Source organism: Nocardia sp. NPDC004711, assembly GCF_053601595.1.
Genome location: NZ_JBSGCB010000035.1, coordinates 48,310 through 74,660 on the forward strand (window position 1 = coordinate 48,310; position 26,351 = coordinate 74,660).

28 protein-coding genes and 2 pseudogenes are annotated in these 26,351 nt (G+C 65.0%); 7 read left to right on the top strand and 23 right to left on the bottom strand.

Annotation, left to right across the window (positions count from 1 at the left end; genetic code table 11):
* Positions 1-20: 20 nt before the first annotated feature.
* Positions 21-1,901 (bottom strand): tetratricopeptide repeat protein, encoded by a 1,881-nt coding sequence (locus tag ACWEKS_RS31220; protein ID WP_452343403.1) that lies wholly within the window; start codon positions 1,899-1,901, stop codon positions 21-23.
* 56 nt (positions 1,902-1,957) lie between these two features.
* The gene (locus tag ACWEKS_RS31225; RefSeq protein WP_452343404.1) at positions 1,958-2,422 is read right to left on the bottom strand and encodes a hypothetical protein; all 465 of its coding nucleotides are present in this window, start codon (positions 2,420-2,422) and stop codon (positions 1,958-1,960) included.
* A gap of 276 nt (positions 2,423-2,698) precedes the next feature.
* Here ACWEKS_RS31225 and ACWEKS_RS31230 point away from each other — a divergent pair, with 276 nt between their 5' ends.
* The 3 genes and pseudogenes from ACWEKS_RS31230 to ACWEKS_RS31240 all read left to right on the top strand — a co-directional run bounded on the left by ACWEKS_RS31230 (position 2,699) and on the right by ACWEKS_RS31240 (position 4,219).
* Positions 2,699-3,289: a recombinase family protein gene (locus tag ACWEKS_RS31230; protein ID WP_452343405.1), complete on the top strand. Its 591-nt coding sequence runs from the start codon at positions 2,699-2,701 to the stop codon at positions 3,287-3,289.
* 359 nt (positions 3,290-3,648) lie between these two features.
* Positions 3,649-3,994 (top strand): annotated as a pseudogene (locus tag ACWEKS_RS31235) (recombinase family protein); the annotation flags it as partial.
* Positions 3,989-4,219, top strand: coding sequence for a helix-turn-helix domain-containing protein (locus tag ACWEKS_RS31240; RefSeq protein ID WP_452343463.1), 231 nt, complete (start codon positions 3,989-3,991; stop codon positions 4,217-4,219). The pseudogene ACWEKS_RS31235 and the gene ACWEKS_RS31240, both read left to right, overlap by 6 nt.
* 180 nt (positions 4,220-4,399) lie before the next feature.
* On the opposite strand, the gene ACWEKS_RS31245 is transcribed toward ACWEKS_RS31240, so the two are convergent.
* Positions 4,400-4,606, bottom strand: coding sequence for a DUF4158 domain-containing protein (locus ACWEKS_RS31245; protein WP_452343406.1), 207 nt, complete (start codon positions 4,604-4,606; stop codon positions 4,400-4,402).
* Positions 4,607-4,626: 20 nt separating this feature from the next.
* Between ACWEKS_RS31245 and ACWEKS_RS31250 the strand changes: the two genes are divergently transcribed.
* Positions 4,627-4,995 carry a group II intron reverse transcriptase/maturase gene (locus tag ACWEKS_RS31250; RefSeq protein WP_452343407.1) on the top strand — a complete coding sequence of 123 codons (369 nt, stop codon included), beginning with the start codon at positions 4,627-4,629 and terminating at the stop codon, positions 4,993-4,995.
* Here the strand turns inward: ACWEKS_RS31250 and ACWEKS_RS31255 are convergent.
* From ACWEKS_RS31255 to ACWEKS_RS31320, 14 genes and pseudogenes are all read right to left on the bottom strand, one after another.
* Positions 4,995-5,414: pseudogene (locus tag ACWEKS_RS31255) on the bottom strand (transposase); the annotation flags it as partial. The gene ACWEKS_RS31250 and the pseudogene ACWEKS_RS31255 overlap by 1 nt on opposite strands.
* Positions 5,415-5,599: 185 nt before the next feature.
* Complete coding sequence (locus tag ACWEKS_RS31260; RefSeq protein ID WP_452343408.1) at positions 5,600-6,844, bottom strand: ABC transporter substrate-binding protein; 1,245 nt, start codon at positions 6,842-6,844, stop codon at positions 5,600-5,602.
* Positions 6,845-7,034: 190 nt separating this feature from the next.
* Positions 7,035-7,739: a glycerophosphodiester phosphodiesterase gene (locus ACWEKS_RS31265; protein WP_452343409.1), complete on the bottom strand. Its 705-nt coding sequence runs from the start codon at positions 7,737-7,739 to the stop codon at positions 7,035-7,037.
* Positions 7,739-8,572, bottom strand: coding sequence for a carbohydrate ABC transporter permease (locus ACWEKS_RS31270; RefSeq protein WP_452343410.1), 834 nt, complete (start codon positions 8,570-8,572; stop codon positions 7,739-7,741). The genes ACWEKS_RS31265 and ACWEKS_RS31270 overlap by 1 nt, the downstream gene beginning before the upstream one ends.
* Entirely contained in the window at positions 8,569-9,399 is an 831-nt protein-coding gene (locus ACWEKS_RS31275) for a carbohydrate ABC transporter permease (protein ID WP_452343411.1), read from the bottom strand. Before ACWEKS_RS31275 ends, ACWEKS_RS31270 begins: the two co-directional genes overlap by 4 nt.
* Before the next feature lie 289 nt (positions 9,400-9,688).
* On the bottom strand, positions 9,689-10,858 hold the full coding sequence (locus tag ACWEKS_RS31280) for an alpha-D-ribose 1-methylphosphonate 5-triphosphate diphosphatase (protein WP_452343412.1): 1,170 nt from the start codon (positions 10,856-10,858) through the stop codon (positions 9,689-9,691).
* Positions 10,855-11,562: an ATP-binding cassette domain-containing protein gene (locus tag ACWEKS_RS31285; protein ID WP_452343413.1), complete on the bottom strand. Its 708-nt coding sequence runs from the start codon at positions 11,560-11,562 to the stop codon at positions 10,855-10,857. The genes ACWEKS_RS31280 and ACWEKS_RS31285 overlap by 4 nt, the downstream gene beginning before the upstream one ends.
* A gap of 2 nt (positions 11,563-11,564) precedes the next feature.
* A complete protein-coding gene (locus tag ACWEKS_RS31290; protein WP_452343414.1) occupies positions 11,565-12,350 on the bottom strand; it encodes an ATP-binding cassette domain-containing protein in 786 nt (261 codons plus the stop codon).
* Positions 12,347-13,240, bottom strand: coding sequence for an alpha-D-ribose 1-methylphosphonate 5-phosphate C-P-lyase PhnJ (locus ACWEKS_RS31295; RefSeq protein ID WP_452343415.1), 894 nt, complete (start codon positions 13,238-13,240; stop codon positions 12,347-12,349). Before ACWEKS_RS31295 ends, ACWEKS_RS31290 begins: the two co-directional genes overlap by 4 nt.
* Positions 13,227-14,342, bottom strand: coding sequence for a carbon-phosphorus lyase complex subunit PhnI (locus tag ACWEKS_RS31300; RefSeq protein ID WP_452343416.1), 1,116 nt, complete (start codon positions 14,340-14,342; stop codon positions 13,227-13,229). The genes ACWEKS_RS31295 and ACWEKS_RS31300 overlap by 14 nt, the downstream gene beginning before the upstream one ends.
* The gene (gene phnH / locus ACWEKS_RS31305) at positions 14,342-14,917 is read right to left on the bottom strand and encodes a phosphonate C-P lyase system protein PhnH (RefSeq protein WP_452343417.1); all 576 of its coding nucleotides are present in this window, start codon (positions 14,915-14,917) and stop codon (positions 14,342-14,344) included. Before phnH ends, ACWEKS_RS31300 begins: the two co-directional genes overlap by 1 nt.
* Positions 14,917-15,348, bottom strand: coding sequence for a phosphonate C-P lyase system protein PhnG (locus ACWEKS_RS31310; protein ID WP_452343418.1), 432 nt, complete (start codon positions 15,346-15,348; stop codon positions 14,917-14,919). The genes phnH and ACWEKS_RS31310 overlap by 1 nt, the downstream gene beginning before the upstream one ends.
* Positions 15,345-16,061 (bottom strand): GntR family transcriptional regulator, encoded by a 717-nt coding sequence (locus ACWEKS_RS31315; RefSeq protein ID WP_452343464.1) that lies wholly within the window; start codon positions 16,059-16,061, stop codon positions 15,345-15,347. The genes ACWEKS_RS31310 and ACWEKS_RS31315 overlap by 4 nt, the downstream gene beginning before the upstream one ends.
* The gene (locus tag ACWEKS_RS31320; protein ID WP_452343419.1) at positions 16,061-17,134 is read right to left on the bottom strand and encodes an ABC transporter ATP-binding protein; all 1,074 of its coding nucleotides are present in this window, start codon (positions 17,132-17,134) and stop codon (positions 16,061-16,063) included. Before ACWEKS_RS31320 ends, ACWEKS_RS31315 begins: the two co-directional genes overlap by 1 nt.
* Positions 17,135-17,618: 484 nt before the next feature.
* Between ACWEKS_RS31320 and ACWEKS_RS31325 the strand changes: the two genes are divergently transcribed.
* The 3 genes from ACWEKS_RS31325 to ACWEKS_RS31335 all read left to right on the top strand — a co-directional run bounded on the left by ACWEKS_RS31325 (position 17,619) and on the right by ACWEKS_RS31335 (position 19,815).
* On the top strand, positions 17,619-18,389 hold the full coding sequence (locus ACWEKS_RS31325; RefSeq protein ID WP_452343420.1) for a Gfo/Idh/MocA family protein: 771 nt from the start codon (positions 17,619-17,621) through the stop codon (positions 18,387-18,389).
* Entirely contained in the window at positions 18,350-18,592 is a 243-nt protein-coding gene (locus ACWEKS_RS31330; protein ID WP_452343421.1) for a hypothetical protein, read from the top strand. The genes ACWEKS_RS31325 and ACWEKS_RS31330 overlap by 40 nt, the downstream gene beginning before the upstream one ends.
* A gap of 497 nt (positions 18,593-19,089) precedes the next feature.
* Entirely contained in the window at positions 19,090-19,815 is a 726-nt protein-coding gene (locus ACWEKS_RS31335; protein ID WP_452343422.1) for a hypothetical protein, read from the top strand.
* Positions 19,816-20,130: 315 nt separating this feature from the next.
* On the opposite strand, the gene ACWEKS_RS31340 is transcribed toward ACWEKS_RS31335, so the two are convergent.
* The 6 genes from ACWEKS_RS31340 to ACWEKS_RS31365 all read right to left on the bottom strand — a co-directional run bounded on the left by ACWEKS_RS31340 (position 20,131) and on the right by ACWEKS_RS31365 (position 26,291).
* Entirely contained in the window at positions 20,131-21,207 is a 1,077-nt protein-coding gene (locus ACWEKS_RS31340; protein WP_452343423.1) for an ABC transporter ATP-binding protein, read from the bottom strand.
* 36 nt (positions 21,208-21,243) lie between these two features.
* Positions 21,244-22,170: a CehA/McbA family metallohydrolase gene (locus tag ACWEKS_RS31345; RefSeq protein WP_452343424.1), complete on the bottom strand. Its 927-nt coding sequence runs from the start codon at positions 22,168-22,170 to the stop codon at positions 21,244-21,246.
* A 10-nt stretch (positions 22,171-22,180) separates the two neighbouring features.
* On the bottom strand, positions 22,181-23,032 hold the full coding sequence (locus ACWEKS_RS31350; RefSeq protein WP_452343425.1) for a carbohydrate ABC transporter permease: 852 nt from the start codon (positions 23,030-23,032) through the stop codon (positions 22,181-22,183).
* Positions 23,022-23,972, bottom strand: coding sequence for a carbohydrate ABC transporter permease (locus ACWEKS_RS31355; RefSeq protein ID WP_452343426.1), 951 nt, complete (start codon positions 23,970-23,972; stop codon positions 23,022-23,024). Before ACWEKS_RS31355 ends, ACWEKS_RS31350 begins: the two co-directional genes overlap by 11 nt.
* Entirely contained in the window at positions 23,969-25,246 is a 1,278-nt protein-coding gene (locus ACWEKS_RS31360) for an ABC transporter substrate-binding protein (protein WP_452343427.1), read from the bottom strand. Before ACWEKS_RS31360 ends, ACWEKS_RS31355 begins: the two co-directional genes overlap by 4 nt.
* 175 nt (positions 25,247-25,421) lie before the next feature.
* Positions 25,422-26,291, bottom strand: a complete 870-nt coding sequence (locus ACWEKS_RS31365) for a MurR/RpiR family transcriptional regulator (RefSeq protein WP_452343428.1) — start codon at positions 26,289-26,291, stop codon at positions 25,422-25,424.
* Positions 26,292-26,351: the final 60 nt, after the last annotated feature.

A 26,351-nucleotide genomic window follows, 5' to 3' on the forward strand; every position in this document is an offset into this window, starting at 1 on the left:
TGCACCCCGGACGAGAACCTTCAAGACGACGCACCGTCATCAGCCCTGCGCCACCAGAACTTCCGCTTCCGCCGACTCTCCCGCCCGGCGAGCAAGACCGCAAGTTGCAACGCCGCGACGGCGTCCCCGGCGTCGGCGGCCTTGCGCCACCACGTCTCGGCCTCCGCCCGATCCCCCCGCTCCCTCAGCAGGGTCCCGAGGTACGACATCGCGTGGGTGTGCCCGGCGTCGGCGGCCTTGCGCCACCACGTCTCGGCCTCCGCCCGATCATCCCGCCGCTTCAGCAGAATCCCGAGGTTGTACATCGCGACGGCGTCCCCGGCGTCGGCGGCCTTGCGCCACCACGTCTCGGCCTCCGCCCGATCCCCCCGCTCCGCCAGCAGGGCCCCGAGGTTGTACATCGCGTGGGTGTGCCCGGCGTCGGCGGCCTTGCGGTACCACGTCTCGGCCTCCGCCTGATCCCCCCGCTCCGCCAGCAGGACCCCGAGGTTGTACATCGCGTCGGTGTGCCCGGCGTCGGCGGCCTTGCGCCACCACGTCTCGGCCTCCGCCCGATCATCCGGCCGCTTCAGCAGAATCCCGAGGTTGTACATCGCGACGGCGTCCCCGGCGTCGGCGGCCTTGCGCGACCACGTCTCGGCCTCCGCCCGATCCCCCCGCTCCGCCAGCAGGACCCCGAGGTTCGACATCGCACCGGCGTGCCCGGCGTCGGCGGCCTTGCGCCAGAGTGTGCCCGCGATGGAGGTGTTGGCGCGGCGATAGGCGGTAGTCCCGACCTCTGTCAGGGTTTCGGGGTCGGTGTCGCGGGTTGCTGTGTGCCAGAACGTATCCGGGATGGGTCGTGGGGTGTGGTCGTCTTGGCCGTCGTCGGCGGCGACGAGGTAGTCGAAGGGCCGGTACCCGCGGAGCCCGTCGTGGAGGTAGCGGGTGTGCAACGCCGCCGTCCGCCCCGCCCCTTGCGGGGGTGTCCGCGCGGCCGTGATCGCAGCACGCACCGCGTCCTCGGTCGTGTCCAATTCCGGGCGGGTCTGGCGCAACGACTGAATCATGAACTCGGTGAGAACAGCCTCGGGGATCGGATCCGGTCGCCCGATCCGCGCCCAGTCGATGCATACGGCGATCACGGTGTGCCGGATCGGGTCGGCGGCCCTCGCGTCGTCGTAGCGTGCCAGCAGCTCCGATGCCCCCGCCAGCACCTCCGCCAGCCCGTGACCGTCGAACTCCTGACTGGGGTACGCGGCCGCGGCCGCGGCGGTCTCGGCAGGGTCGTCGCTGGTGGAGGCCAGGTCGATGAGCACTGCTTGTTCGAGCAGCATGCGGGTCTCCCGGCGCAGCTCGCCGTCACCACGCAGCTGGGCGCGCATCTCCGACCGCAATGTCGCCACCACCAGCGTCCGGCCCCGGCGAGCGGTCAGTCGGGCCAGCACAGCCGGGGTGAGGGAATTCGTGCCGGTGAGGAACTCGTGCAGGTCATCGAGCCACACCACGACCGTGTCTATGCTCCCGGCCAGGCGAGGATGGCCAGCAAGCTCACCGATTCCGTCGTGCACCGGGCACACCACCCGCGCTCCCGGGTCGAAGGCGTGAACCGCCTGGAACAGGGTACGGGTCTTGCCTGCCTTCGACGGGCCTACCACGATCACCATCCGCGCACCGGTCAACGCCCGGGCCAGCCGGGCATCGACCTCGTTCGCCGTCCGCGCCACATACTCGTCACGACGGCCATAGTCGGTGGGTCCACCGAACGCCGAACTCGTCGCCCCCAGCAGGTACGGGTTCACCTCACCAACCATCGGGAGATCGGTGCCGCCGAACACCTGCACCAACTGCTGTAACAACCGGCGTGGACGTTCACTCGACTCGTTGATCGTGACATCGCCGTAGAACTGGCTCCCGGTCACGGTGATCGTCGTGCCACCAGCAGGAGCCGGGGCACCGGGCGCGGGGCTACCGGGACTCAGGCCCGCGCCGTCCCAGGGTCCTGTGTTCCACCGAACCCCGACCGCACCCCACTGATCTTCGCTGGACCGTCGATCCGGCTGTTCTTCACCCGCACTCCGTCCCCGGTCGATCGGACATCGGAGATGTCCAGCGCCGCGGCGGTCAGGTCGTCGACATCGACACCGACGACCGCGTGCGGGGCGTGCCGGCGCACCGCCTCTAGCAGCGCCGCAGCCGCCGCCGCCAGCTCCGCGTCACCGGCGGCGCCGGCGTCTTCGAGGTCCTCGGCCAGCGACGCCTTCTTCGTCTCCGAATCGGGTTTACGCTCCACCCCGGAGACATCCACATTCTGGTACTTGCGTGAGAGCAGACTCTTCAACCCGGCATAGGCGTCCTTCACCACCTGCACTGCGGTGTCTTTCACCCCCGCCGCCGCACCCGCCGCGATCGCCGCGACCACCGCCGCCGTCACAGGATCCACCTCGGTGAACCTCCCACTCTCACAACTCGGCCCATCCGGCCCTTGGCCAACACCGCCAATGTAACCAAAAAGCACCGCACCCACAGTCATTCGAATAGGCGACAGCGCAAAGGACCTGCAGGACAACCTCACCCACATCGACCACAAGATCGTCGGATGTGACAAAAAGCGCTACTCAGCCCGAGCGTGGGCAGACGACTTCGGACATCCGTGCAGACGACTCCGAACATCGACACCAATGTCAACCTGTCGGGGGTTCGCAATACACTGCGTCGCATGCGAATCGGCTATGGGCGGATCTCCACCCGCGATCAGCATCCCGAGTCCCAGCACGACGCACTCACCGCGGCCGGCTGCGAGCAGATCTTCATCGACAAGGCCTCCGGCAAGCTCGCCTCCCGACCGGAGTTGAGCAAGGCGCTGCTGGTGGCCAACCGGCCCAACGACCAGCTGGTGGTGACGAAGCTCGATCGGCTCGGCCGCTCCCTCGAGCATCTGATCGAGCTCTCGAAGACTTTGCAGGACCGCGGCGTGGACCTGTTGGTCCTCGATCAGGGCATCGACACCTCCACCGCTGTCGGGCGGATGTTCTTCCAGATCCTCGGCGCAATAGCCGAAGTCGAGCATGCCCTGATGTCCGAACGCACCCGTGACGGCCTGGCCGCCGCCCGTGCCCGCGGGCGCACCGGCGGGCAGAAGCCCAAACTCGGACCCCGCCAGGTGGATCTGGCGCGGCAGATGTACGACGAACTCGACGAGTGTGGCAAGCGCCGCTACACCGTCGAGCAGATCACGGCCGAGTTCGGCGTCACCCGCCCCACCATTTACCGGCATCTGTCTTCTGCCGCAGCGGAAATGGAGGCGTGACCCCGGCTGGGTCGACCGGAGTGACACCATTACCACCGATGTCGTCGAAACTGCCCGCAGCACCCCTCGTCATCGGCGCCACATGACGGTGCGAGAACACCGCCATCTACCGCTGCGAGTCACAACCAAGACCTGCAACAGCTTCTCGCACAACTACATTCACACCGCTGAACCTCACTACGCGTTCGGTCGCGCGTACTGCTGTGGGTCAGTAACGTTCGTTTCTGGCCCAAACTGAGCCACCTCACCGCGTGCCGCGTCTGCCCAGATCGATGCTTACCCATTTCGGGTCAGAACCCGTGTGCGGTATCTACGGGACGAAACCGGATGTGTCGGCCCTTTCTGGGACAGTCCGGGGTATGGCTCGGTTCGGGTACGCGCGGGTGTCCACGCGAGGGCAGAAAGACGATTCCCAGATCGACGCGCTCACCGCAGCCGGGTGCGAGCGAATCTGGGTGGACAAGGCCTCCGGGAAGCTGGCGCGTCGCCCGGAGTGGGACAAATGCTTCGAACACCTGCGCCGTGGTGACGAACTGGTGATCACCCGGCTCTCGCGCCCATTCCGCTCGGTGCGGCACATGACCGAACTCGCCGCCCAACTCGACGAACGCGGTATCGATCTGGTCGTGCTCAAACAAGGCATCGAACCCGCGCCCCGCGGGGCGGTTCCTGTTCCACGTCATCGCCGCGATGGACGAGATGCTCGCCGACCTCATCAGCGAAGGCGCCCTCGAAGGACTCGAATCCGCCCGCGCCCGAGGACGAGTCGGCGACCGGCCACCCGCGCTCACCCAGTTGCAAGCGCTAAAGGCCCGCGAGATGTACGACGAACGCGACCACCACGGCAAACGCAAATACACCGTCGCCCAGATCGCCGAAACCTTCAGCGTCTCCCGCAAGACCATCTACCGCCACCTCGAACCCGCCTGAACGCAATGACCGCTTGCGACTAGAGCCATCACTGCTGGTCAAGCCATTGTCGTTGTTTTTCGTCCGGTTACTACCGGAACCCCAAGAGGCAGAGAAGTCGCGAGAGAATACGGTTCGCGCAGCCTCCGCGATTAGCGCGCAGAAGAAGCTGTCGGCTCCGGTCACTCCGGCGGCGACCAGCTACTCTAATGGCGTGATCCCCGGCATCAGGGCCTCGCGCCACTGCAGCCACGCCACCGCGCCGGTCAGAATCGCTTTCGGGTCATCGCCAGTCATCCACGCGGCCAATTCCGGCTCGACGCCAACGAACGAGTTCAGCCCGTATGCCTGCTGAATCTCCCAGGCGTGTTCGAGATTCGTCTTCTCCCTCGCCAGACACTCCGGCACACACGGTGGATCACCCGGCCGTGATCGAGGCCAAGTCAGCCCCGTATCTGTCACGCGGAAAACCCGCATGCCGGAGCGCGTTGGTCAACGAAACCGACAGTTACATCGTCGGCCGATTCGGGGCCGAATATCGGGGCATCGTCCAGTATTACCTGCCCGCCGGGGACGTTCAGCGACTTCACCGGCCGCGCTGGGTTATGGAGAGCTCCATGCTCAAAACGCTTGCGGGCAAACATGGTTCGTCGGTGTCGAAAATGACCGCCAGATTCAAGGCCAAGACCCCCACACCGCACGGGCCAAAAACATGTTTCGAAGCGAGCCTCACGCGCGAGGGCAAGAAGGCGCACCACCTCGCCGACCAACTTGTCCGACCAGGTCGGCGTCAGTGATCGGAGGTGACCAGGGCGACGCCGCTCAGTGCGCAGGCGACCAAGTCGCGGAAGAATGCCAACCAACCGACTCCGTCTTCACCGGAAGTCACTTCGACACCGAGGATTTCGCCATAGCCGTCGGCGTTGACGCCAGTGGCGATCAGGCACTGCACGTTCACCACACGCCCGTTCTCGCCGACCTTCGGCGATGGTGCCGACCCGGGTGTCGAAATCGCGGCGGCGGTAGCCGTTGCGGTTTTGACGCGGTCGTCGCTGTCCGCCGTAGCCAGCGCCGCACGCGGCGCCGGCTACGGCGGACATCAGCATCTGGCACGAAGCTCGATACCATGGCGCGCAACAGATCCGGGCTGGCCATTGCCAATTGCTCGGTGAAGGGGCCTGGCAGGGTCGATAGGCTGGAGATCGGGCAATCGCATGGTCTTTTCTTCCTTCGGAGCGACTTGGTAGGTCTTTGGAAGGATCACGCGATGGCCACCCCGCTGTCCGGGACTACTACGGACTCAGCAGCCGATCGCTGTTGCTCCACCACGCTATTGGACGCCACCCGGCCCGATCGGTCGAGGACCTGCGGACGCCTCCGGTGGTGGGACGGCGGTCGGTGTCAGTTGAGCAGGTTCTGGATCTGTATCGCTGCCGAATCCAATGCTGCCTTGGGGTCTGTACCGTGTGTGAGCGCGGATTCGATCTGGTTGCGGAGCGTGTCGCTCATTTCGACGGCGTTGGGACCGGGGAACTGCACCCACGGCACCACCGTTTCGTCGCCCAGTAGCACCTGTTTGTTCAGTGGATTCTCAGCCAGCCATGCTCCGAGGTACTGCGGGTCACTGGCTGCGGTTCGGCTCACCGGCGTGTAGCCGGTGGACTTGGTCAGCTGCGCCGAGCCTTCGGGTCCTGTCAGTTCCTTGATCACTGTCCACACGGCGGGATTGTCGGAGAAGGAGATCAGCGCGGACCCACCCGGCACTGTCTTGCGGCTGCCGCCATCGGGGACGGGCAACGCCGCGACTCGGACGTCGAAGCGAGCGTTCTTGGTCATTTTGGCCAGTCGACCGGTACTGGCAATGTTGACCGCAAGGTCGCCGCGGAAAAAGGCTTCATCGCTTTGATCCTGAGTGGCGTCCAAGGCTGCAGCCGACCGCACCAATTGCTGCCAGAATTTGACAACAGCAACACCGGCTGGCTCGTTGAACGTGGCCTTCTTCCCGGCGGCGTCCATCATCTGGCCGCCGCTCGAGAACAAAAAGTTCTGAAACCCCAGGTTGCTGCTCATATCGTTGGGCCAGTTGACTCCCCACCGATTCGCCCCGGACTTGGCCAGGACAGTTGCGTCGTCGGCGAGCTGGGAAAAGCTTGTCGGAGGCGATTGCGGATCGAGGCCGGCCGCCTTGAATGCGTCTGCATTGTAGAACATCATCATCTTCGACATCGCGTACGGGACACCGTATACATCGCCGGCCACTGTGCCGGCGTTCAGCAGTGACTGACCGTAATTCTTCTCTACGAAGTCCTTGTCGGAGTTGAGGAATGTGGTCAGTGGCTTCGCGGCGGATCCAGCGTAGGTGGCTACCGAACTCATGCCGACGGCGGCCAGTTGCGGGAGTGTACCGGCCGCGGCATCGGACTTGAGGCGTTCGTCTACGGACTCGTAGTTTTCCTGACCGGTATTGACGACCTTGACCGTGATCCCGGTCCGGGCGGTGAATTTCGCATCCAGGGTTGCCGAAATCGTGTCGGCTTGTTTCTTGTAGCCTGTCACGATCTCGATTGTTTTGTCGTCGCGCTGGCTCTTCATCGACGATGCACAACCGGGTAGAAGCGCTCCTAGCGCAATGACTGCGGTGACCATGGCCGCGATCCGCGGGATTCGCCTATAGCTGCTGGATATTCTGTACGGCATTTTATGCTTCTCCTCGAATACATGCCGGTTTCTTCAACTCGACTGAAGTTGCGGTTGGGCTGTTACGGGTATTTGAAGGAATCGCCACAGTCTCTGCGCACGTCCGAATGAGTTCTCCGGTCCTGCAACCAAGCGGTGCTCACCGGTGCCGGTGGGCTCGTGGGTAGTTGGCCGGGGTATCGATGACTGCCGCGCGCAGCTGGCGCCACAGCGTGGGGTGTGCGGTGGTGGATGAGTTCGGGAAGTAGCTGCTGACTGCCAAGCCTTGGCGTGCGCATGTGTCGAGAATGGCGGTGCTCAGCTCGGTGTGGTCAATGACAATGTGGGGCAGCCCGAGCTTCGCGGCGTAGCCGACCGCTTGTGCCGTGGGGTGGGTGCTGTGTTGGCTGGCGAAGCCGATCGCGAGCGTGGTGGGCGCATGTGTCAGCAGGTCGATCGCGTCGGGGTCGGCGGTCCAGACGAGAAGGCGGGTGGGATCGATGGCGTGGCGTGTGTCGTGGGTGGTGCGGGCGACCGCGTCTGCGGCGGCTGGATCTTTGAGGTCGACGATGACGTGCAATTTCAGTGCAGCTGCCACGGTGAGCGCATGCTCGAGTGTGGGAACGGGTTCGTCGCTGAGCTGCCAGTGCGTCACTTCCGCAGCACTACTCCGATCGATCGGGGCGGGATGGCCGGTGGTGCGTAGACCGGTAGGGTCGTGCATCAGCACCGCGGTCGCGTCAGCGGTGACGCGAACGTCGATTTCGACACCGTCGGCGCCGGCCCGCGCGGCAGAGATGATTCCGGTGATGCTGTTCTCGGGGGAACTGCTGGTACGGCCACGGTGGGCGAAGATCAGTGTCATCAGTCCGCGTTCATTCGCAAGGCGATCCCGCGCACGTAGTGACGTTGCGCGAGAAGGAACGCCAGGATCAGTGGGGCAACGGCCAGGAGCGCGGCAGCCATCTGCACGCTGTATTGCGCACCGGTGTCGCTGCCGGAGTAGCGCACAATGCCGTAGGGAACGGTCGCGGCGTCGGTGGTGCGCACGACGACCGATGGCCAGAACAAGTCGTTCCAGTGAGCGATCACGCTGAAGGTGGAGAATGCGACCACCGCGGGCCAGGCGTTGGGCAGCACTATCCTCCAGATCACGGCGAAATGACCAACACCGTCCATCCGGGCAGCGTCGAAGATCGAGGCAGGGATTGTGAGGATGAACTGGCGGAATAGGAAGATGCCGAAGGCGGACACCACGAAGGGTGTGATGAGGCCTGGCAGTGAATCGGCGAATCCAGCGCGTGAGATGGCGAGGAACAACGGGATCGCGGTGACCTGAGGGGGGATGATCAGACAGGTCAGGACCAGCCAGCGGAGCAGCGCTTTGAGCCGGAACCTGCTGCGCGCCAAGACATATCCGGCGGGTAGGCCGATAAGGATCTGGATCACGAGGATCGTGGCTGTCACGATCGAAGAGTTTCGGTAGAGCTGGAGCCAGTCGACCTCGGCGAGGGTGGTGCGGAAGTTGGCGAGGGTCAGCGCGCCGAGTGAGAAGTCGGCGGCATCGACACGATCCTCGGGTGAGAAGGCTGCCAATGTCATCAGGGTGAAGGGCCCCAACATCAGTACCGCACCGAGTCCCAACAGCAGGTGCAGGCCGACCTGAACGGCGATGGTGCGGATTCGGCGACGATTCATCGTGTCCCCGCCGATTCCCATCGCTGACCGAAAAGACGCAACTGCAGCCAGGTTGCCCCGAGCACCAAAGCGAGCAGTACCAGGCTGACAACGGAGGCTCCGCCGACATCGAGGTAGGTGATGCCTCGTTTCCACATCAGGTAGGCCAGCGTGACGCTGCTGTTCATCGGCCCGCCGTTGGTCATCACCCGGACCTGGTCGTAGACCTGCAGGGAGTCGCGCAGGGCGATGACGACGGCGAACACGGCGGCAGGGCCCAGCGCGGGCCAGGTGACGTGGTGGAACCGTTGCCACGCGTTGGCGCCGTCGAGCCGGGCGGCCTCCTGAGGTGCGTCAGGAATGGTCGCCAATCCGGCCAGGAACATCACGACCGAAGAGCCGATGCCTTGCCAGCAGCCCACCATGCCGACTGCGGGTAGCGCCAGGGCGGAGGAGTTCAGCCAGTCCGAGACCCCCAGCAGCTGACCGATGGTGGAATCGATGACCCCCGCACGGGGATAGAACAGCCATTTCCACACCACTGAGGTGGCGGCCAGGGTGGCGGCGATCGGCATGAAATAGGCTGTACGCCAGAGCCATCCGCCCCGCGAAACATGGTGGATTGCCAGCGCGACAGCCAATCCGAGCAGCACCGTGGTCGGCACGGTGATCAGGGTGTAAGCCACCGTGTTGACTGTGGCGTGCAGCAGGTCTGCGCGGGTCAGTACCCGCACGAAGTTGTCCATTCCGACGAATCGGGCTGTGCCGCGCAGGGGATCCCAGCTGAAGAACGCCAAGGCCAGTACGGCCGCGCAGGGGGCGAGAACCAGGATGAACAGCAGTGCCATCGAGGGGACCGCTAGCCACGCCGATCGGTCGGCACGTCTGGCTGGCCGCTTCAGGGTGGGGGCGCGATTTTCGAGCAGTGTCATGGGATCGGCTCGCTTGTTCGACATGGGCGGCTGGGCCGTACGCGGTGTTCACGATCGTGTGGCGTCGACGGCCACCCCTGCGGAAGCCGTCGACTAGGGGCCCGGGACATGCCGCTACAACGTTCGCAGTGGGCTTGGCTCGGACCTCGACGCGGCCGTGTGGTCCTCAGGCCCGCCTTCGCGTAGGAGAGTCGGGCTGCGCCAGTCATCGGCGTGCCCACTGGGTTACACGGCCACCGTGCAGGACGGTCGTCACGCGCGGCCATGCGCCGGTGGTGTTGACGATCGCGAGATCCGCCCGAGTTCCGGGCGCGATGCGGCCGCGGTCGGTCAGCCCGGCGACGGCTGCCGGGCCGCTGGTGACCAGCCCCAATGCCTGGGGCAGCGACAGCCAGCCGGCTTCGGCGATGCGCAGTGCGGCGGGCAGCAGGACCGAAGGTTCGTAGTCGGACACCAGGGCGGTACACAAACCGGCGGAGATGATGTCGTTGGCGGCGACGGAGCCGTTATGGGAGTGTCCGCGCAGCGAATTCGGGGCGCCGGCGATCACCGACATCCCGTGGTGGCGGGCGTGTTTGGCGGCGTCGAGGCCTAGTGGGAACTCGGCGGTGCTGGCGCCGAGTTCGGCGGCGTCGTCGACGTGTGCCGGGTCGCGGGGGTCATGGGCCAGCAGTCGCGCGGTGCCGTTGCGTACGAGCTGGGCCAACGCGGCCTGCTGGCGTAGTCGTAGTGGTTCGCTGTCGCGAGTTCCAGCGATCTTGTCGTCGAGGAAGCGGTCCAGCTCGGGCCCAGTGCCCAGCTCGGCGGCGCGATGCTGGCGGTAGAGGTCGAGGCTGCCATAGACGCCCCGTCCGCCCGGTGCGTGATCTTCGTAGGACACCAGTACCGGGGCCCGGTCGGCGCCGTCGCGCTCCAAGACGGCCTGCAACGACTCGACCGCCCCGTCGCAGCGGGTTTCGACTCGATACAGGATGTGGTGTTCGCAGCGGCGTGCAGGGTCGGCCTGGCGAGCCTGAATCTGGGCGCACACATGCGTTGCGATGTCGAGTGTTCGGTTGCGGTGTGGCTCGTCGTCGAATTTGACCCCGTGGAAGGCAGTGGTGATGCCTGCGGCGTGCAGGCGGTCTTCGAAGGCCAGCAGTGCGTGGTCGGCGGGGAATTCCACGGAGGTACGTGGTCGGATCTGGCGCTCTAGTGCATCGATGTGCGCGTCGACGAGTCCCGCGATGATCAATCCGCTCTCTGCGTCGACGACATCGGCGCCGCGGACGCGGTGTTCGACGATGTCGACGATCAGCCCGTCTTCGACCACGACGCTGCCGGTGTCTATCACTCGGTCGGGCAGCACGATGCTGCCACCGGTCACGATGGTCATGCGGCGTTCTCCTGCTCGGCGACGATCCGTCCGTTGCGCATGGTGACGATGCGGTCGGCCACCGCGTGCATCGCTTCGACATCGTGCAGTACGGAAATGACGGTGACGTCGTGCTGGCGCAGTGCCTCGATGGCGGCCAGCACCAGGCGGCGGTTCTGCGGGTCGAGGGCGGAGATCGGCTCGTCGAGCAACAGCAGCCGCGGTGGGCGAATGATCGCGGCGGCGAGGTTGATTCGCTGTTTCTCGCCACCGGAGAGCAGGGTCGGATACACCCCCCACAGCCGGGTACCGATCCCGAATCGGGTCAGCGCCTGCTCGGCTGTCTGCGCCGCCTCCGCTGCGCCCAGACCGCGGCGTAGCGCTGCCCGGACCACGACGTCACGGGCTGTGCGACGTGGTTCTGATCGCAGGAACTGAGAGACGTAACCGATTGCGCGACGGCGTATTTCGGACAGTTCGCTGTCCTGCAGGCACGTCAGCTCGGTGTCGTCGAGGTGTATGGTGCCAGCGGTGGGCAGGTAGCTGCGGTAGACACACTTGAGCAGGGTCGACTTGCCGGCGCCGCTGTCGCCGGCGAGTACGACGTGTTCACCGGGGCGCACGTGCAGCGACACCTGGTCCAGGCCGTGCACGATGTGCCCGCCGAGGTGGTGCAGGGTGAATGTTTTCGAAAGTTTGCTGATGCGCAGTTCGGCTGCGGGCATGGTCATCCTCTTGCTGCGGCGACGAGCCGCTGGCTGTACGGGTGGTGGGGGTCTTCCAGGAGTTGGTCGGTGAGTCCCGATTCGACGATGCGGCCGCCCTGCATCACCAGGACACGGTCGGTGAGCATTTCCACGACCGCGAAGTCATGTGTGACGACCAGGGCGCTGACCCCGGACTCGGCGAGGACATCGCGGATGAGGTCGAGCACTCCTGCCGCCACCGAGGCGTCCAGACCGGTCGTCGGTTCGTCGAGCAGCAGCACGCGCGGGTCATTGGCCAGCGCCTTGGCCAGCTGGACACGTTGGCGCATGCCGCCGGAGAAGCTGGACACCAAATCGTCCATCCGGCCTGCTGGAATTTCCATGCGGTCCAAGAGGTTTCGGGCACGTTCGCGAATGGCGGCGAAGTTGCGCCAGCCAGCGGCGGTCAGGGCGGCGGCGATGTTGCCGCCTGCGGTGAGTGATAGGTCCAGCCCTTCGGCGGGGTCCTGGTAGACGATCGCGAGACGGTCCACCCGCATGCCGCGCCGCGCCGCGGCGGGCAGGCCCACGATTTCGGTTTCGGTGCCGTCGCTGTTGCGCAGCCAGACTTCGCCGGTGGTGGCGGCAAGATCTCCCGAGATGCACCGCAGTATCGTGGATTTCCCGGATCCGGACTCGCCGATGACGCCGAGCGCCTCGCCCGCGACGATCTGAAAGGACACGTCCCAGCAGCCCAGTCCGGGCTGGCGGTCTCCGACAGCGGCGAACTGCTTGCCGAGCCGATGCACACGCAGGGCGGCGTTCATGCGCTCACCTCCGCGGTGTCCTGTGTACGGGCGCACCAGGCGGTGTCGCTGCAGATCCACTCACCAGTCTCGGGCAGTACAACCAAATAGGAGGTGTCCGCGCCGCAGGCCACACATCGTGCACCGGGGAACTCCTCGACCTTGAACGGTATGTCCTCGAAGACGAGCGGAGCAACGTCGGTATGCGGTGGTATCGCATAGATGCGTTTCTCGCGTCCGGCGCCGAACAGCGACAGGTGGGCGGCTCGGTGCAGTTTCGGCACATCCCAGCGTGGAATTGGCGAGGGGATGATGATGTAGCGGTTGTTGACCAGGCAGGGGTAGCCGACCGCCCGGGTGATCATTCCGTTGCGGACCTGGTCCTCGTACAGGTTCACCCACATGCGGGAGTAGTCCTGTTCGGCGTGCATACGGCGTTGCTCGGCGGTGTTGCGCTCCATGGTTCGCAGTGGCTCGGGCATCGGCACCTGCAGCACGAGGATCTGGCCGGGCTTCAGCGAGTCCTCGGGGATGCGGTGGCGGGTTTGCACGATCGTCGCCTCGTGCGCGTCGGTGGTCTCCTCGACTCCGGTGACCGCTGTGACGAAGCGGCGGATGTTGGAAGCGTTTACTCCCGCGTCGTCGCCCTGGTCGATGACTTTGACGACGTCGGTGTCGCCGATCAGGGAGAGCGTGATCTGCACCGCTCCCGACCCCCACCCTTGTGCGATGGGCATTTCCCGGGAGCCGAATGGCACCTGGTATCCGGGTACGCACACCGCGGTGAGCACGGCACGGCGCAATTCGCGTTTGGTGCCCTCGTCGAGGTATCCCACAGCCCCGGAGGGACCGGCGGCGTCGACGAAGGCGGCCAGATCGGTTGCGGGGCTGTTGATGTCAGAGATGGTCATGGTGGGCTCCATGGAGTTCACAGTCGCAGTCCTCGCCGTGGTGATCCGCTGCGGCGAGGCCGGCGGCCTTGAGGTCGAGCCGGGACTGGAAGCTGACGTAATGGGGAAGTTTGAGGTGTTCGAGCAGTCCTGCCGAATCGAGGCCGTCGATGGTGCGCAGGGCCAGATGCTCGAGCCATCCGCCGCCGGAGCTGCGTTCGCGTTCGATCGAGATATCGAGATTGGCCATCGCGATGGCCTTGCGCTCGTTGTGGCCCAGGCACAAACCGTATCCGACGTCGAAGCGGGAGGTGTCCTCGTGCGGGCGATCGAGATCCTCGATCGCCTCGACCTCGGTCACACGAACCTGCCCGACCTCACAAGCACGCCCGGTAACGGGATGGACCACGCGAACCGGAAGCCGGCCATGGCGCACCTCACCGAGATAGACCTCATGAGCACGTTTGTCCGGGCCGAGCACGGATTGGTACCAGAGACCGACAAGTCCGCCGATGTCCGCGCGGGCCAGGCTGGAAAGCCGTGCTGAGCGCGGTGCTCCCGTCTCGACCGGTGTACGGGTGATATCGACCGGGTCGGGATCCTGACCGGTCGCGAGCCTGCGGTCGACGATCAGGTTCTGCTCACGCAACAGATCCAACAGGCGCGGCGCGGTGAACGGAGCGTCGGCAACCGGTCGTGGCGCCGGGTTCGCTTCCGGTGCGGGTACCTGCGTGTTCAGCAGCCGACTCATGTAATCGCTGGTGATACCCAGCAACTGCGGCCCGGCCGGTTCGCGATAGGCGGGCACGACACGGCGCAGCAGCTCGAGATCGTCGGTGCTGGTTGCCACCGTGGTCCCAAGTCGTGGCAGCGTGTTGCGGTGAGCCCTGATCAGGCGCGCGGCTTCCAGTGTGTCACCTCCGGCCTGCCGCAGAGCGGCGGCGGTGAGCCGGGGCGCCCACAATCCGCCGTGTGCCATGACTATGTCGACTCCGGTAGGCAGGTGGTCGACGAGCTGGTCGGGTTGCACAGGTGGTGTTGCGACAGAGTTCTGATGCTCGTGATACAGACGCTCTGCCGCTCTGATCGCTTCCAGGCCGCCGCGAGCCGATGTCGCTCCCATCAGCGCTCCTTTTCGATGTGGGTACTCCGGGGCAATGCGGCGATGCGGCCGTGGTCGTCGACCAGCCAGGCGTCGAGGCCGACCGGAAACTGTGGGTTCGCCGCGCGGACCGCGTCCGCCGCGCCGGCGACGATTCCCGTTGCCGCCAGGCGCGTTGTTCCGGCGATGCCGGGACCGGTGAGCCGCAGGACGATATCGCCGTCGGCGGTGTCCAGGCGAGTACAGGCGATCACTAGCTTCGCGGCGTGTTCGGGGTGCTCGTTGCTACCACGGCGGAGCGCCGGGATGACCGCCGCCGGTCCATCGGCCAGGACGACGAAGTCGGCGGCGGCCGGGTCGTCGATCAACCGTGCGCCGGTCGTGGTCTCCAGCCAGGACAATTGCGGGGAGGGTATGTCGCCGCAGATGGCCACCGACGTGGTGTCATCAGCCAGGACCGCTGGCACGATGAGCGTCTTGGCCCAGCGGACGGCGGCCGGAAGTGTGTGTAGTGTTCCAGGCTCGGCGGCTGCGGCCAGCAGTGCTCGGAACGCCTGCTGGGCGTGCGCGGGTGTAAGCCTTTGCAAGGTCGTCATCAACGCTCCTCGAACTGAACGATCGTGCTGGCAAGTTCTCGGCGTTCTCGGACCGACTGCTCGGCGATCCGGGTCGCGGTCACCTCGCACAGATCCAGCACGTCCGGCGCAATCGCGGTCGCGGCTTCGACTGCCGCGTCGCACAGCGCTGCGGCGGTCGTGGCGAGGGTGTCCTCGCCCAGGCGCATCGCCCATCCGGTGTGTCCGTCGATCTCGACTCTCACCTCGGTGACCAGCACATCGGCCAGCAGGAAACGTTCACCCACCACGGGTTCGCGCACCTGCAGGGCCATTGTTCCCACTTGTGGCGGGTGCACGATCTCGACGGTCGAGCCCTCGCTGAGGACGCGCTCGGCCAGCGCGATCAGGTCGGCCGGTTCGGCCACTGCCAGCAGTTGGCAGCGCTTCTCGCGGGTGAGGTCTGCCTTCATCGCTGCCGCCCCAGCTCGAGTCGCACCGCGTAGACGTCGGGCCGATTCCAGCCGATGCTGAATTGCAGCCGCCGCCCCGTCACGGCGTCCTCGTTGCAGTTGAGGATTCGCCAGATCGCCGGCCGTCCTTCGTATTCCAGTAGTCCAGCAATGTGCTCGTCGGCGACCGCCATTTCTGCGGTGTTCCACACCCGGCGTGGAGCCAGTCCCAGGGCACGGAACGCGGAATAGAAGCTGACGGTTTCCCGTAGAGCCTCACGCAGCTTCCGCGCCAGGTCGGTCGGCAGATAGGACGTCGTGACGGTCGCGGGCTGCTCGTCGATCAAGCCCAGTCGTTGAATCCGTACGACACGATCATTTGCGCTCAGTTCGAGGGCGTTGCGAACCTCCGCTGAGGGCCGCATCGTGGTCCAGTCGAGGATCCGTGTATCAGGGTTGAGCCCGGCGTTGCGTACCATCGCGCTCCAGCTGGGTTCGACCTCAGAGCTGATGACATATTCCATGCGCCGCGCGACGAAGGTGCCCGAGCCGCGAGTGCGCCGGATAAGGTGCCGGCGCTCGAGCTCGAGCATCGCTCCGCGCACGGTGGTGCGACTGACACCGTATTGGTCGGCCAATTCGTTCTCCGACCACAACCGGGCTCCCTGCGGGCTGGCGCGAACCACCTTTTCCAGCCCATCTGCCAACGTCAGGTAGGTCGACCCTGCCGACATCACCGCACTCCTTCCAGACGGCGCTCGTTCGGCGCCGCATATTGTTCTTGCCGTTCGGGCGGGGTCAGCCGCTGCCCGGCCTCGTCGAACAGATGCACGTCATCGGCGTGGGCGTGCAGCCGTATCCGGTCGCCTACGCCCACGCCTGCCGAGCTGCCGACCTTGACTCGCACCGAGGCGCGGTCATCGAGTTGCACATGCAGCAGATGCTCTCGGCCGAGCAGTTCGATTTCGCTCACACGTCCACACAGCTCGAGCGAATCGGGGTCGGCTGTCCCCAGCCGCAGGTCTTCTGCCCGGATGCCCAAGTGGGCCCACGGCTGCCGGAATTCCAGACGTTGCGGTATCTGCACTGCGGTCGTGTCGGCTTGTTCGAGCAGGTTCATCGCGCCAAGGAACGCGGCGACGAACGTGGTTTGCGGGCGGTTGAAAACCTCCTGCGCCGAGCCGACCTGCTCGATGCTTCCGGACCGCATGACCACGAGTTGATCCGCGAGCGCCAAGGCTTCGGTCTGATCGTGTGTCACATACACCATGCCCCAGCCGAACCGTCGCTGTAGCGCACGTATCTCACCCCTCATCGCCGTACGCAGGTCCGCATCCAGACTCGAAAGCGGTTCATCCATGAGCACCAGATCCGGTTCACGCACCAATGCCCTACCGATGCCGACCCGCTGGCGCTGACCGCCGGACAGCGCAGCTGGTCTGCGATGCAAGACATCCTCAATCCGCAACATCCGCGCTATCTCGCACACCCGGCGCTCTCGTTCGACGCGCCGGACTTTGGCCATCCGCAACGGGAACTCGATATTGCCGAACGCGGTCTTGTTCGGGTAGAGGCCGTGATTTTGAAAGACCATCGCGACGTTGCGGGCGGCGGGCTCGAGCGCGGTCAGATCCCGCCCACCTAGCCGGACCGAGCCCGAAGATGGGTCCTCCAGCCCCGCGATGCAACGCAGGAGAGTCGTTTTCCCGCATCCTGATGGGCCGAGTAACACCACAATGCGTCCGGACTCCGCGGTGAGATCCGCCTCATCGAGCGCGACCGTGCCGTCGTCGAATCTCTTGCTCACGCTGTGGCACGCCAGCCACGGCGCACTCATTCGATCGCCCTTGAAGTCCGCTGCGGGACACAGTCGGCGGCCTCCCGCGGGCGACCACTAGCAGCGGGAATGTTCAACCCGTTAGCCAGATGCGAGAACATCGAAATCCCTTCTCTTGTAATGTATTTCATGACCCACTGGCGAAGTGATTACTACAACTGGACCTGACGGTACGGTCGAGTGATTACTACAACTTGACTGCCAAGCCAACCCTTCGTGAAGCTCCGGTGGTTCACGGTTGCGGAAGGAATACGGCGAGACGATGCCGCATTTCCGGTAGCCATGCAGCCCCGGATGCCCGGCCGGGCGCTGAAGCGTCGCGGCGATCTTTGAATTCTTTTGCAGTCCATGGATATAGGCGAACTGGAGGGTTCGGCGACTGACATCCTGCGAAGAGATTCCCATGCGTCGCCGGTGCGTATCGGTGTCGTGAGCCTGCGCCATGGCCTGCGGCATGTGCGCGGTTGGGAGCGGCCTGGCGAAAGCACCGTGGTTTCGGTATGCGACGTGGACGCCGGGAGCGCCTGCGGCCGCGCGGGCGCACGCGGGGCCGGAATGCGTGGCGACGGCCCGATTCGACGAGCTGTTGGAGGGTCCGCGGGTGGAGGCCGTGGTGGTCTCGGTCCCCAACGACCTGCACACGGATCTCGCCGAGCGTGCGTTGCTCGCGAACAAGCATGTGGCAGTGGAGAAGCCGATGACGACCACGGGCAGCAGAGCCCGCGAGCTGGTGACGCTGGCCGCCGGGCGTGGCCTGATGCTCGCCGCCCTGCACGACTTCCGCGCCGATCCGCCCCACTGGGCAGCGCGGGAGCTGGTGCGCTGTGGTGATCTCGGCGAGGTGTACTACGCGCGCACGATGTGGATCCGGCAGAACAACGTGCCCGGGTCCTGGTATCGAGAGCGGGCACGCGCCGGCGGCGGGGTGCTGGTGGACCTGGGGACTCACCGCATCGACATGGCTTTGTGGACGCTGGGATTCCCGCAGGTGCATGAGCTGACCGCGGCCACGAGCGGGCGGCTGTTGCGGCAGGTGCCCGACGGTGGCGATGTCGAAGACACCGCGGTCGGGATGCTGCACCTGGAGGGCGGTGTGACGCTGGATGTGGAGATGTCGTTTCTGGGGCATCTACCTCGTCGCGAGCAAGTCGTGCTGGAGTTGCGCGGCACCCGCGCGCACTGCGGGTGTCCAATATTGGTGATTCCTACCGCGACTATCTGCTGACCGTGCTGCGCGAGGGCAACAACCCCGAATACATCGAACCCGACGATCTGCCGCGTCCAGTGCCGTCGATGTACTCCGATTTCGCTGCGGCGGTCCGAACCGGCGGTGAACCACTGTGCCCGGGGCGGGAGGCCGCGGTGGTGGCCGAGGTGATCGACCGCATGTACGCGGCGGCCGCGCACGTCGAATCGATGGTGCGGTGATGTTCGCGCCGGAGCCGGACAAGATTCTCGACATCGACCTCGACGGGCTGCTCGGGCCCGGCGGCGTCCGGGGCGAGCCTTTCGCGCAGCAGGTCGCGACGGCGATGCGCTGCCACGGGCCTGACGGTGCATCTGATCGTGTTGTGCCACGGCAACGATCTGGCACGGTTCGCGACCACGGCGCGGCTATGCCGCCGCCTGCTTGCGCTGCGTTACGCCAATCCCGGCGTGCGGCTGGCGGTCAGCTATCAGGGTGGCCCGGCGCTGACGGCGCTGACGGCGCAATTGGATGCTCGGGTGCGGCTGTTGGCCGGTCATGAACCGCTGACGCATACCGGTGCGCTCATGCCGACGGTCGGGAAACCGAGCACCTGTTGTCGTGCCTGGCCGTGCTACTGGCTGACGGCGGTGACCATGAGCGGCAGTTCGTCGTGTTCATCGACAACGACTACCTGGTCGATGACTGCGAAGATGCCTTCGCCCTGTATGCGCCGTAGGTGCTGGGGTTTTCCGCGCCGCGCGGCGGGTGCAGTGACGACCGGGGCGCGGGAGTGCATTTCGCCAAGGGCGGCAGCCTGCGCCTGGCGGTCGGGCCGGAGCTGTCCAAGCCGGACGGCGAGAGCACCTGGATGTTCGTCGACCTGCTGGATGCGGCGCTGGCCCGCTGCGTGCCGCACGCCCCGCCGGTCAGAGAACGTCTGCCACGCGGGACGGTCCCGACCCGGGAAGCGCTGCGAAATACGTTGGGCCCGGCGGGATTCGCGGAGTTGGAGGCGGTCCTGGAACGCTGCACCAAGCACGGCGGGCGGTCCTCACGGGCGTTGTCGCTGTGGCTGTCCCGTCGCCGGGACAACATGATCGAGCGCTGGTTGGCCCGCTTCTCATTTCTACTGCACGGTGACCAGGGCGCGACCTTATCGGCTTGGGCGGCAATGGAACTCGCGCCCGGTTACGGGCTCGAGATCTCCTTTTTGATCAATGCATTGTTCCGGCCCGGCCTGCATGCCGGGCGGATCGTCAACGCGCTGACGCTGCCGCATGCGCATCTGCCCAAGGACGAAACCGACAATTTCGCGATGGGGGTGGAGATGTTCTCCCTGTTGCAGCACCTGTTGCACGGCATGACCAGCCGTAACCCGGGCGAGCACGCGGGCCCGGAGCCCGGTCACGAAATCCGGTTCTCCCACTCCGCGGCCCGGATGCACCCCGACGTGATTGGATGACGTCCACGATCTTGTGGACATGCTCGACCAAGCCCGCGCCCTCTATCGAAATTTGGTCGCCGCGAACTACAGCGTTGATCTATGACCGGGAGATGTTCGAGCACTTCACCGGCCATGACCTGCCCTGGTCTGATCAGGACACCGTGGCCCGGTGGGGTATCGAGTACCTCAACAATCTGCTCGGTCATTTCACCGCTGAATCTCACCGCACCCCCGGCTTTCGAGGTCCACCGGGTGGTCGGGGCGCATCATGCGAGCGGAAGTAGCGGCTGCGTCTTCACGGCCACGGACCCCAGGCGCGCCCGGCTGAGGGGGTTACGGGCCGAGTCGCTCGCCTTCTTTGCCTGTGGCGAATACGTGGACGTGCTGCGGATCGATGCGTACCCGCACAATCTGGCCCTTCGACGGCGGATTGCGCCAATCGATGCGTGCGACCACCGGCTGACGGTTCCCATCGATCTGTACCCGCCCGAATACGAAGGCCTCCGATCCGAGCTCCTCGACCACGTCGACCTCTAATTCGCTTCCCTCGGTGCCGATTTCGACGTGCTCCGGCCGGACGCCGAGCACGACCTCCCGACCGGCGGATGCCACCGTGTCGCGCCCCACGGCGATCAGCTGCTCGCCCCAGCGAAGTCCCCCGTCGACCACGGGCACAGTGAACAGGTTCATCGACGGTGAACCCATGAATCCGGCGACGAACACGTTCACCGGCTTCCGATACACCTCACGCGGGCTCGCGCACTGCTGGAGCACGCCCGCCCTGAGCACGGCGACGCGATCGCCCATCGTCATCGCCTCGACCTGATCGTGGGTGACGTACACGGTGGTGACGCCGAGGCGCCGCTGCAGCTGCGCGATCTGCGTCCGCGTTTGCACCCGCAGCTTCGCATCCAGATTCGACAGCGGCTCATCCATCAGAAATGCCTGCGGCTGCCGAACAATGGCCCGGCCCATCGCAACGCGTTGGCGCTGGCCACCCGACAATGCCTTCGGCTTCCGATCGAGATATCCGCTCAGATCGAGCATGTCGGCCGCCTCACCGACGCGGCGACGGATCTCCGACTTACCGACGCCGGCCAACTTCAGCGCGAATCCCATGTTGTCGGCAACCGTCATGTGCGGGTACAAGGCGTAATTCTGAAACACCATCGCGATGTCGCGCTCCTTGGGCTCGGCGTCGGTCACATCGCGGTCACCGATCACGATGCGCCCGCCGTCGACGTCTTCCAGCCCCGCCAACATCCGCAACGAAGTCGACTTACCGCACCCCGACGGGCCCACGAGAACGAGGAACTCGCCATCCTCGATGTGCAGATCGAGCTTGTCCACGGCGGGAGCCTGCGCGCCGGGGAATCTCCTCGTCGCGTGATCGTAGGTGATACTCGCCACGGGCGACCGTTCCTTTCATTGAGGATTCATTGCTGTTTACGATTGGCCAAAGAAGAACGGATTCGACCAGGCTCGCCGCCCGGCGTGGTCACGGACAGTCACTCGCAGGTACCCATCGCAGAATCCACCGTCGAATGCGAAACTGTGCTCGGTGACATTCTCGCCGTAATGCCACTGCGGAGCCGCCGACCCACGCCCGGCAACGATGATCGATTCAGCAGGCGAGCAGCGAACCGTGACCATGTTGTCCACCACAGCGATATCGTGGATCTCCGGTCCCTGGCTCGCGTAGTAATGCCGCGCCTTCAGTGCGGCAAGAAGCGCTTCGGGCGTGCCTTCTTCGGCCTTGACCAGAACGAACCCGGTGAACTCGTGCGGGCGCCCATCGAAATGCGCGTCATCGACTGCTACGCAACCGATCTTGCGGCCCCGGGCCGCGAGTCCGTCCGCGAGATACCACCCGTCGCCACGCTCGTCGTAGTACTCGGCGCCGGAATTGTAGACTTCGACCGCGTCGATGTTTTCCACCTCGAGCACGTGGTGCGGTTCGAATCCCTGACTTCCCGGATGTGCCAGCGAGATCCAGGCGCCACTGGCGGCCGCCCTGGCGGTGAGCTCGTGTACGGTCTCGTCATCGCGGGTCGGGGCGAAGTCCAGTGGTAATCCCAGAGCGATGATGTGCCACAGGCCGTTCGACCAGCCGCCGCCGTAGGGGGTTCCGCCGCAGTGAAGTTCGGCCCCGATCAGGGTTGTGAAGCCGTCGGTGCGATACGGGGTCGTGTCGGTCACCGGGAAGTCGTAGAGCGACCAGAAGTGGTCGGTCAGGGCGAGGAAATCGTACCCGCGATCCCGGTAGCGTGCGATCACATCGACCGGATTCAGCTTCCCGTCGGAACCGGTCGAGTGAGTGTGCAGATTGCCCTTGAAGAAACGTCCCGGTTTGTCGAATGGAAGATCATCCATAGCTATTCATTCACCCTTTCATCGAGCCATCGAGGACGACGGCGAGGATTCTGTTCCGCATGAACCAGTACGCGATGAGGGTGGGCGCGGCCGTGAGTACCGCCGCAGCCATGATCGGTCCGTACTGCGTGCCGCTCTCCGCGCTCGCGAACTGCGTCAACCCCACTGTGAGCACGTGCATTGAGGTATCCGGAGCGATGAGCATCGGCCATATCAATTCATTCCATGTGTTGATGAAGACGAACAGCGCAAGCGCGGCGATCGACGATCGAGTGGCGGGCAACAACACCCGGAACACCGTCATCACATGCCCCGCCCCGTCGATCGTCGCAGCTTCGAGAATGCTCGACGGAAAACTGCGGAATACCTGACGAAGCAGGAATACCCCGTACCCGGTCGCGAGTTGCGGCATGATGAGGCCGATGAAGGTGTTCAGGAGTCCAAGCCTCGACAACACAATGAAGTTGGGCACGTATGTCACGACGAACGGCACCGACAGCGTCATGATGCATGCCCCGAAGAGCAGACCCGAGCCCCGGAAGGTCCACCGCGAAAAAGCATACGCCGCGGGCACCGATACAACGATCTGGCCAAGCGTGACCCCACCGGCGAACATAGCACTGTTGAACAATTGGTGCAGGGTGTCGTTCGTATCGAACGCATATTTGTAATTATCGAGAGTGGCATCGAGGGGGAACGGGTTCAGACCGGACCCCAAGATGTTGCGCGGACTCTTGAAGCTGGTCCCGAACATCCACAGCAACGGCCAGAATGTTATAGCGACCACCCCGATCAAAACAATGTTTCGACCGTAGTTCGCGAGTGTATTGTGCAGCCGTCTGGAACGCCCCTCAGTGGTCATAGTCGACCCTTCTATCCAGCAGGCGGAACTGCCACACGGCAAGGCCGGAGATGAGGATCATCAACACGATGGCAACTGTCGACGCCTGGCCCACCTGAAAGAACTGAAAACCCTTCACGTAGACGTCGTAGAGCAGATGCTCGCTGCGGCCATCGGGCCCGCCGGCGGTGAGCACTTGAAGCGCCACGAACGAATTCGGCATCGCCTGCAGAACCGCCGTGATCCCCAGGAACAGCAAGGTCGGTTTGAGAAGGGGAATCACGACGTAGCGCAGAAGCGCCCACCCCCGTGCGCCGTCGACATGGGCGGCCTCGAGCTGTTCCTTGGGGATCGACGACAATCCGCCGAGCGCGATGATGTAGCTGAAGCCGAACGTGTTCCACACCGCCGCGGTCGCCACCGACGGCAGCACCAGATTCGGATCGTTGAGCCAATTCTGGGCGGGCAGGTGTAGATGCTCGAGCAGCTGGTTCAGCGGCCCGCCCCGTGGCAGGTAGACGAACTGCCACAACACCGCGCCGATGCTCGTGGAGACCACCGCCGGAGCGAACAGCAGCGTGCGGTAGAGCGTGGCGGCTCGCGGCCGCAGCCGCAGGGTGAGCATCGCCAGCCCTACCGGCAGCAGGAAGTTACCAACCAACGCCGCAACGACGTAACCTACGGTCTGAGCCAGCAGTGAGACGGTTGCCGGATCGTGGACGAATTCGTCAAAATTCTTCAGGCCCACGAACTGTGGCTGCGCGTCGACCAGATTCCACTCGAAAAAGCTCAATCCGCAGACCGCGGCGACCGGCCCGTAGAGGAAAACCACCAGCAGCACGAGAAGCGGTGCGAGGGCGGCGTACGGCCGCCAGCCGCCGCCGGCGCGCCGTGACCGGGTGGTCTTTCCCTCGGATCTGCGGCCTGGCAACGACGGGCGCCGGTCGGCCGCGAGGGTCAACAATGTTCAGATCCGATCAACTCGTTGAGCTTGCGGGCCGCCTCCGTAAGGCCCGCTCGTGCGTCGGTCTGACCGCCGAGGATGGCGGTTACCGCATCGTCGAGAACCTGCGAACCCTGCAGGCCTTTCGGGCCCGGGAACGAAGCCCACGGGACGAGATCGGCCATCTGTGCCTCAGCCACGCTGATGAACTTGTCAGACGCGGCTCGCTCGCGCGCGACTCCCTCGCGCGGCGAGAGGTACCCCGTCTTCTGCACCCACGTCTCGAAACTGTTCACCGAGGTCAGGAAGCTGATGAGCTTTCCGGCCGCCTGCTTTGCGGCATCGGTCTTGGCGAAGGAGCAGAGGCTGTTTCCGCCGCCGGGGATCCGTCGCGGTTTAGTGCCGAAGGACGGCAAAGGCGCAACGTCGAGCTTGAAGCCCGCCTGCTGCCGCAGCGTCTGAGTGGAGCTGCTGCCGGTGATCAGAGTCGCGGTCTGACCCGCGAGAAAGCTCTGTGATGCCTGGGCCGTCTGAACCTCGAGTGATAGTCCGTCTTTGATGAGCTGGACCATGAACTCCACTGCCTGCACCGACTCCGCCGAGGCAACCCCGGAGGAATATATGCCGTTGGAACATCCCAGGATCGACCCACCGTTGCTTTCGGCCATGGTCTGCAAAATGTAGTTGTCCCCGGGGAATCGCTGGAACGTGATCGCGGGCATGGACTGCGAAGCCTTGATCGCGGCAGCCGCCTGGCGCCATTGCTCCCAGGTGCTCGGCGGCTTGGTGGCGTCCAACCCCGCAGCGCCAAGAACGTCCGCGTTGTAGTAGACGACCAGGTCGGAAAGTCCGTAGGGTGCTCCGACCTGCCGTCCACCCGATTGCCCCATTGCGAGAATATTTCGCGGGTAGCCTTCCAACTTCACACCGAGATCGTCGAGGGACACCATCGGATATGCTTTGGCGGCGTAGTTGATGTAGTTGTATCCGATCTGCGCCACATCCGGCGGCTGGCCGGCCGCGACCGAGGACTGCACCGCCTGCAGCAATGCGGCATAGCCGGTGAAGGTCCGCAGTTTGACTTTGATGTCGGGGTTGGCCTTCTCGAACTCGTCGACGAGCCCTTGCATCGTGGGCAAACCGACGCTTCCGGGCGGATTGATCCAGAAGTTCAGCGTCGTGCGCCCGCCGGTGTTGGAGAAGCCTCCCCCGCACGCTGCGAGACCGAGAATTCCAGCTGCGGCCAGTGAGCCTGTGATGAATGTGCGACGCGACGCAGCGAGTGTGGACACCGCTGATCCTCCTGAGGTCCGTGGCCTGGCTAGTCATAACGAACGTCCGATGGCGTCGAATCTTGTTCGCAACGCTGATAGTACTAGCGAACAAAGTTTTCTAGCTGGCCCTCAGTGGTCCACTTCCGGAATCAATGGTGTCCGCATCATTAACAGAGGGTGTACGGCTGCGGCGTCACAACGTGTGCCGCTCATCGATCGCATCCGTCGCCTGCAGCGCATCGAGTGCACGGCGCTCGTCGGCGTACGCGAGCGCGGTGTAGATGGCAGCCGCGAGTGCCAGGTGAGCCAGCCGGCTGTTCATCACGCCGAGGCGGAAGTCCTCTTCCGGCGCGCCGGCCACCAACGCAACCGTCGCCCGCTGTGTCAGCGGCGATGTCGTGCGGCTGGTGATCGCCACGACCTTCGCGTTCTGCTCCAGGGCAATGTCGACACTCTCGATCGTCCCGCGGGAGGCGCCGGAGTAGCTGACGGCCAACAGCGCATCCTTCGAGGTCAGCCGCCGAGCGGCCTGATGCTGCGCGAGGACGTCAGCCGGAGCCGCGGCGTCGCGCCCGATCAGATTCAGCCGGTATGCGATGTCGTCGGCCGCAGCGCGCGATGTACCACCGCCGATCACAAGGATCCGCGGCGCCATACTCAGCAGAGCGATCGCCTGGGCGAACGCGTCGGTATCGACAGTGCGCAACCCTGCCATCAGCGTGCGAGCCGAGCTCTCCACGACGCTGTGCAGGATCTGCGCGGGACCGGGCTTGGCAGGCAGGGGTGAGCGACTGAGCTTGTGACGACGACCCAGATCGCGCGCCAGCGCGAGACGGAGATCTTGGAATCCCTTGAATCCCAATTGCTTACATGCGTGCACAACCGTCGACGGGGCGATTCCAGCAAGCTCAGCGAACTCGACGACCGGCATGTCGAGAACACGCTCGGGGTCACTCAGGATGAACTGGGCGACCTTCTTGTCACTCGGCACCAACCCCGGCAGGGCAACGGCGATCGCAGCGATGACCTCGCCGGCCACCGGGAGTGAGACTTCCTGATCCATTCGGCATTCCTCTCGCGACAGAACGGCATTCGATGCCTGTACCGACGCTAGCAAATCTTC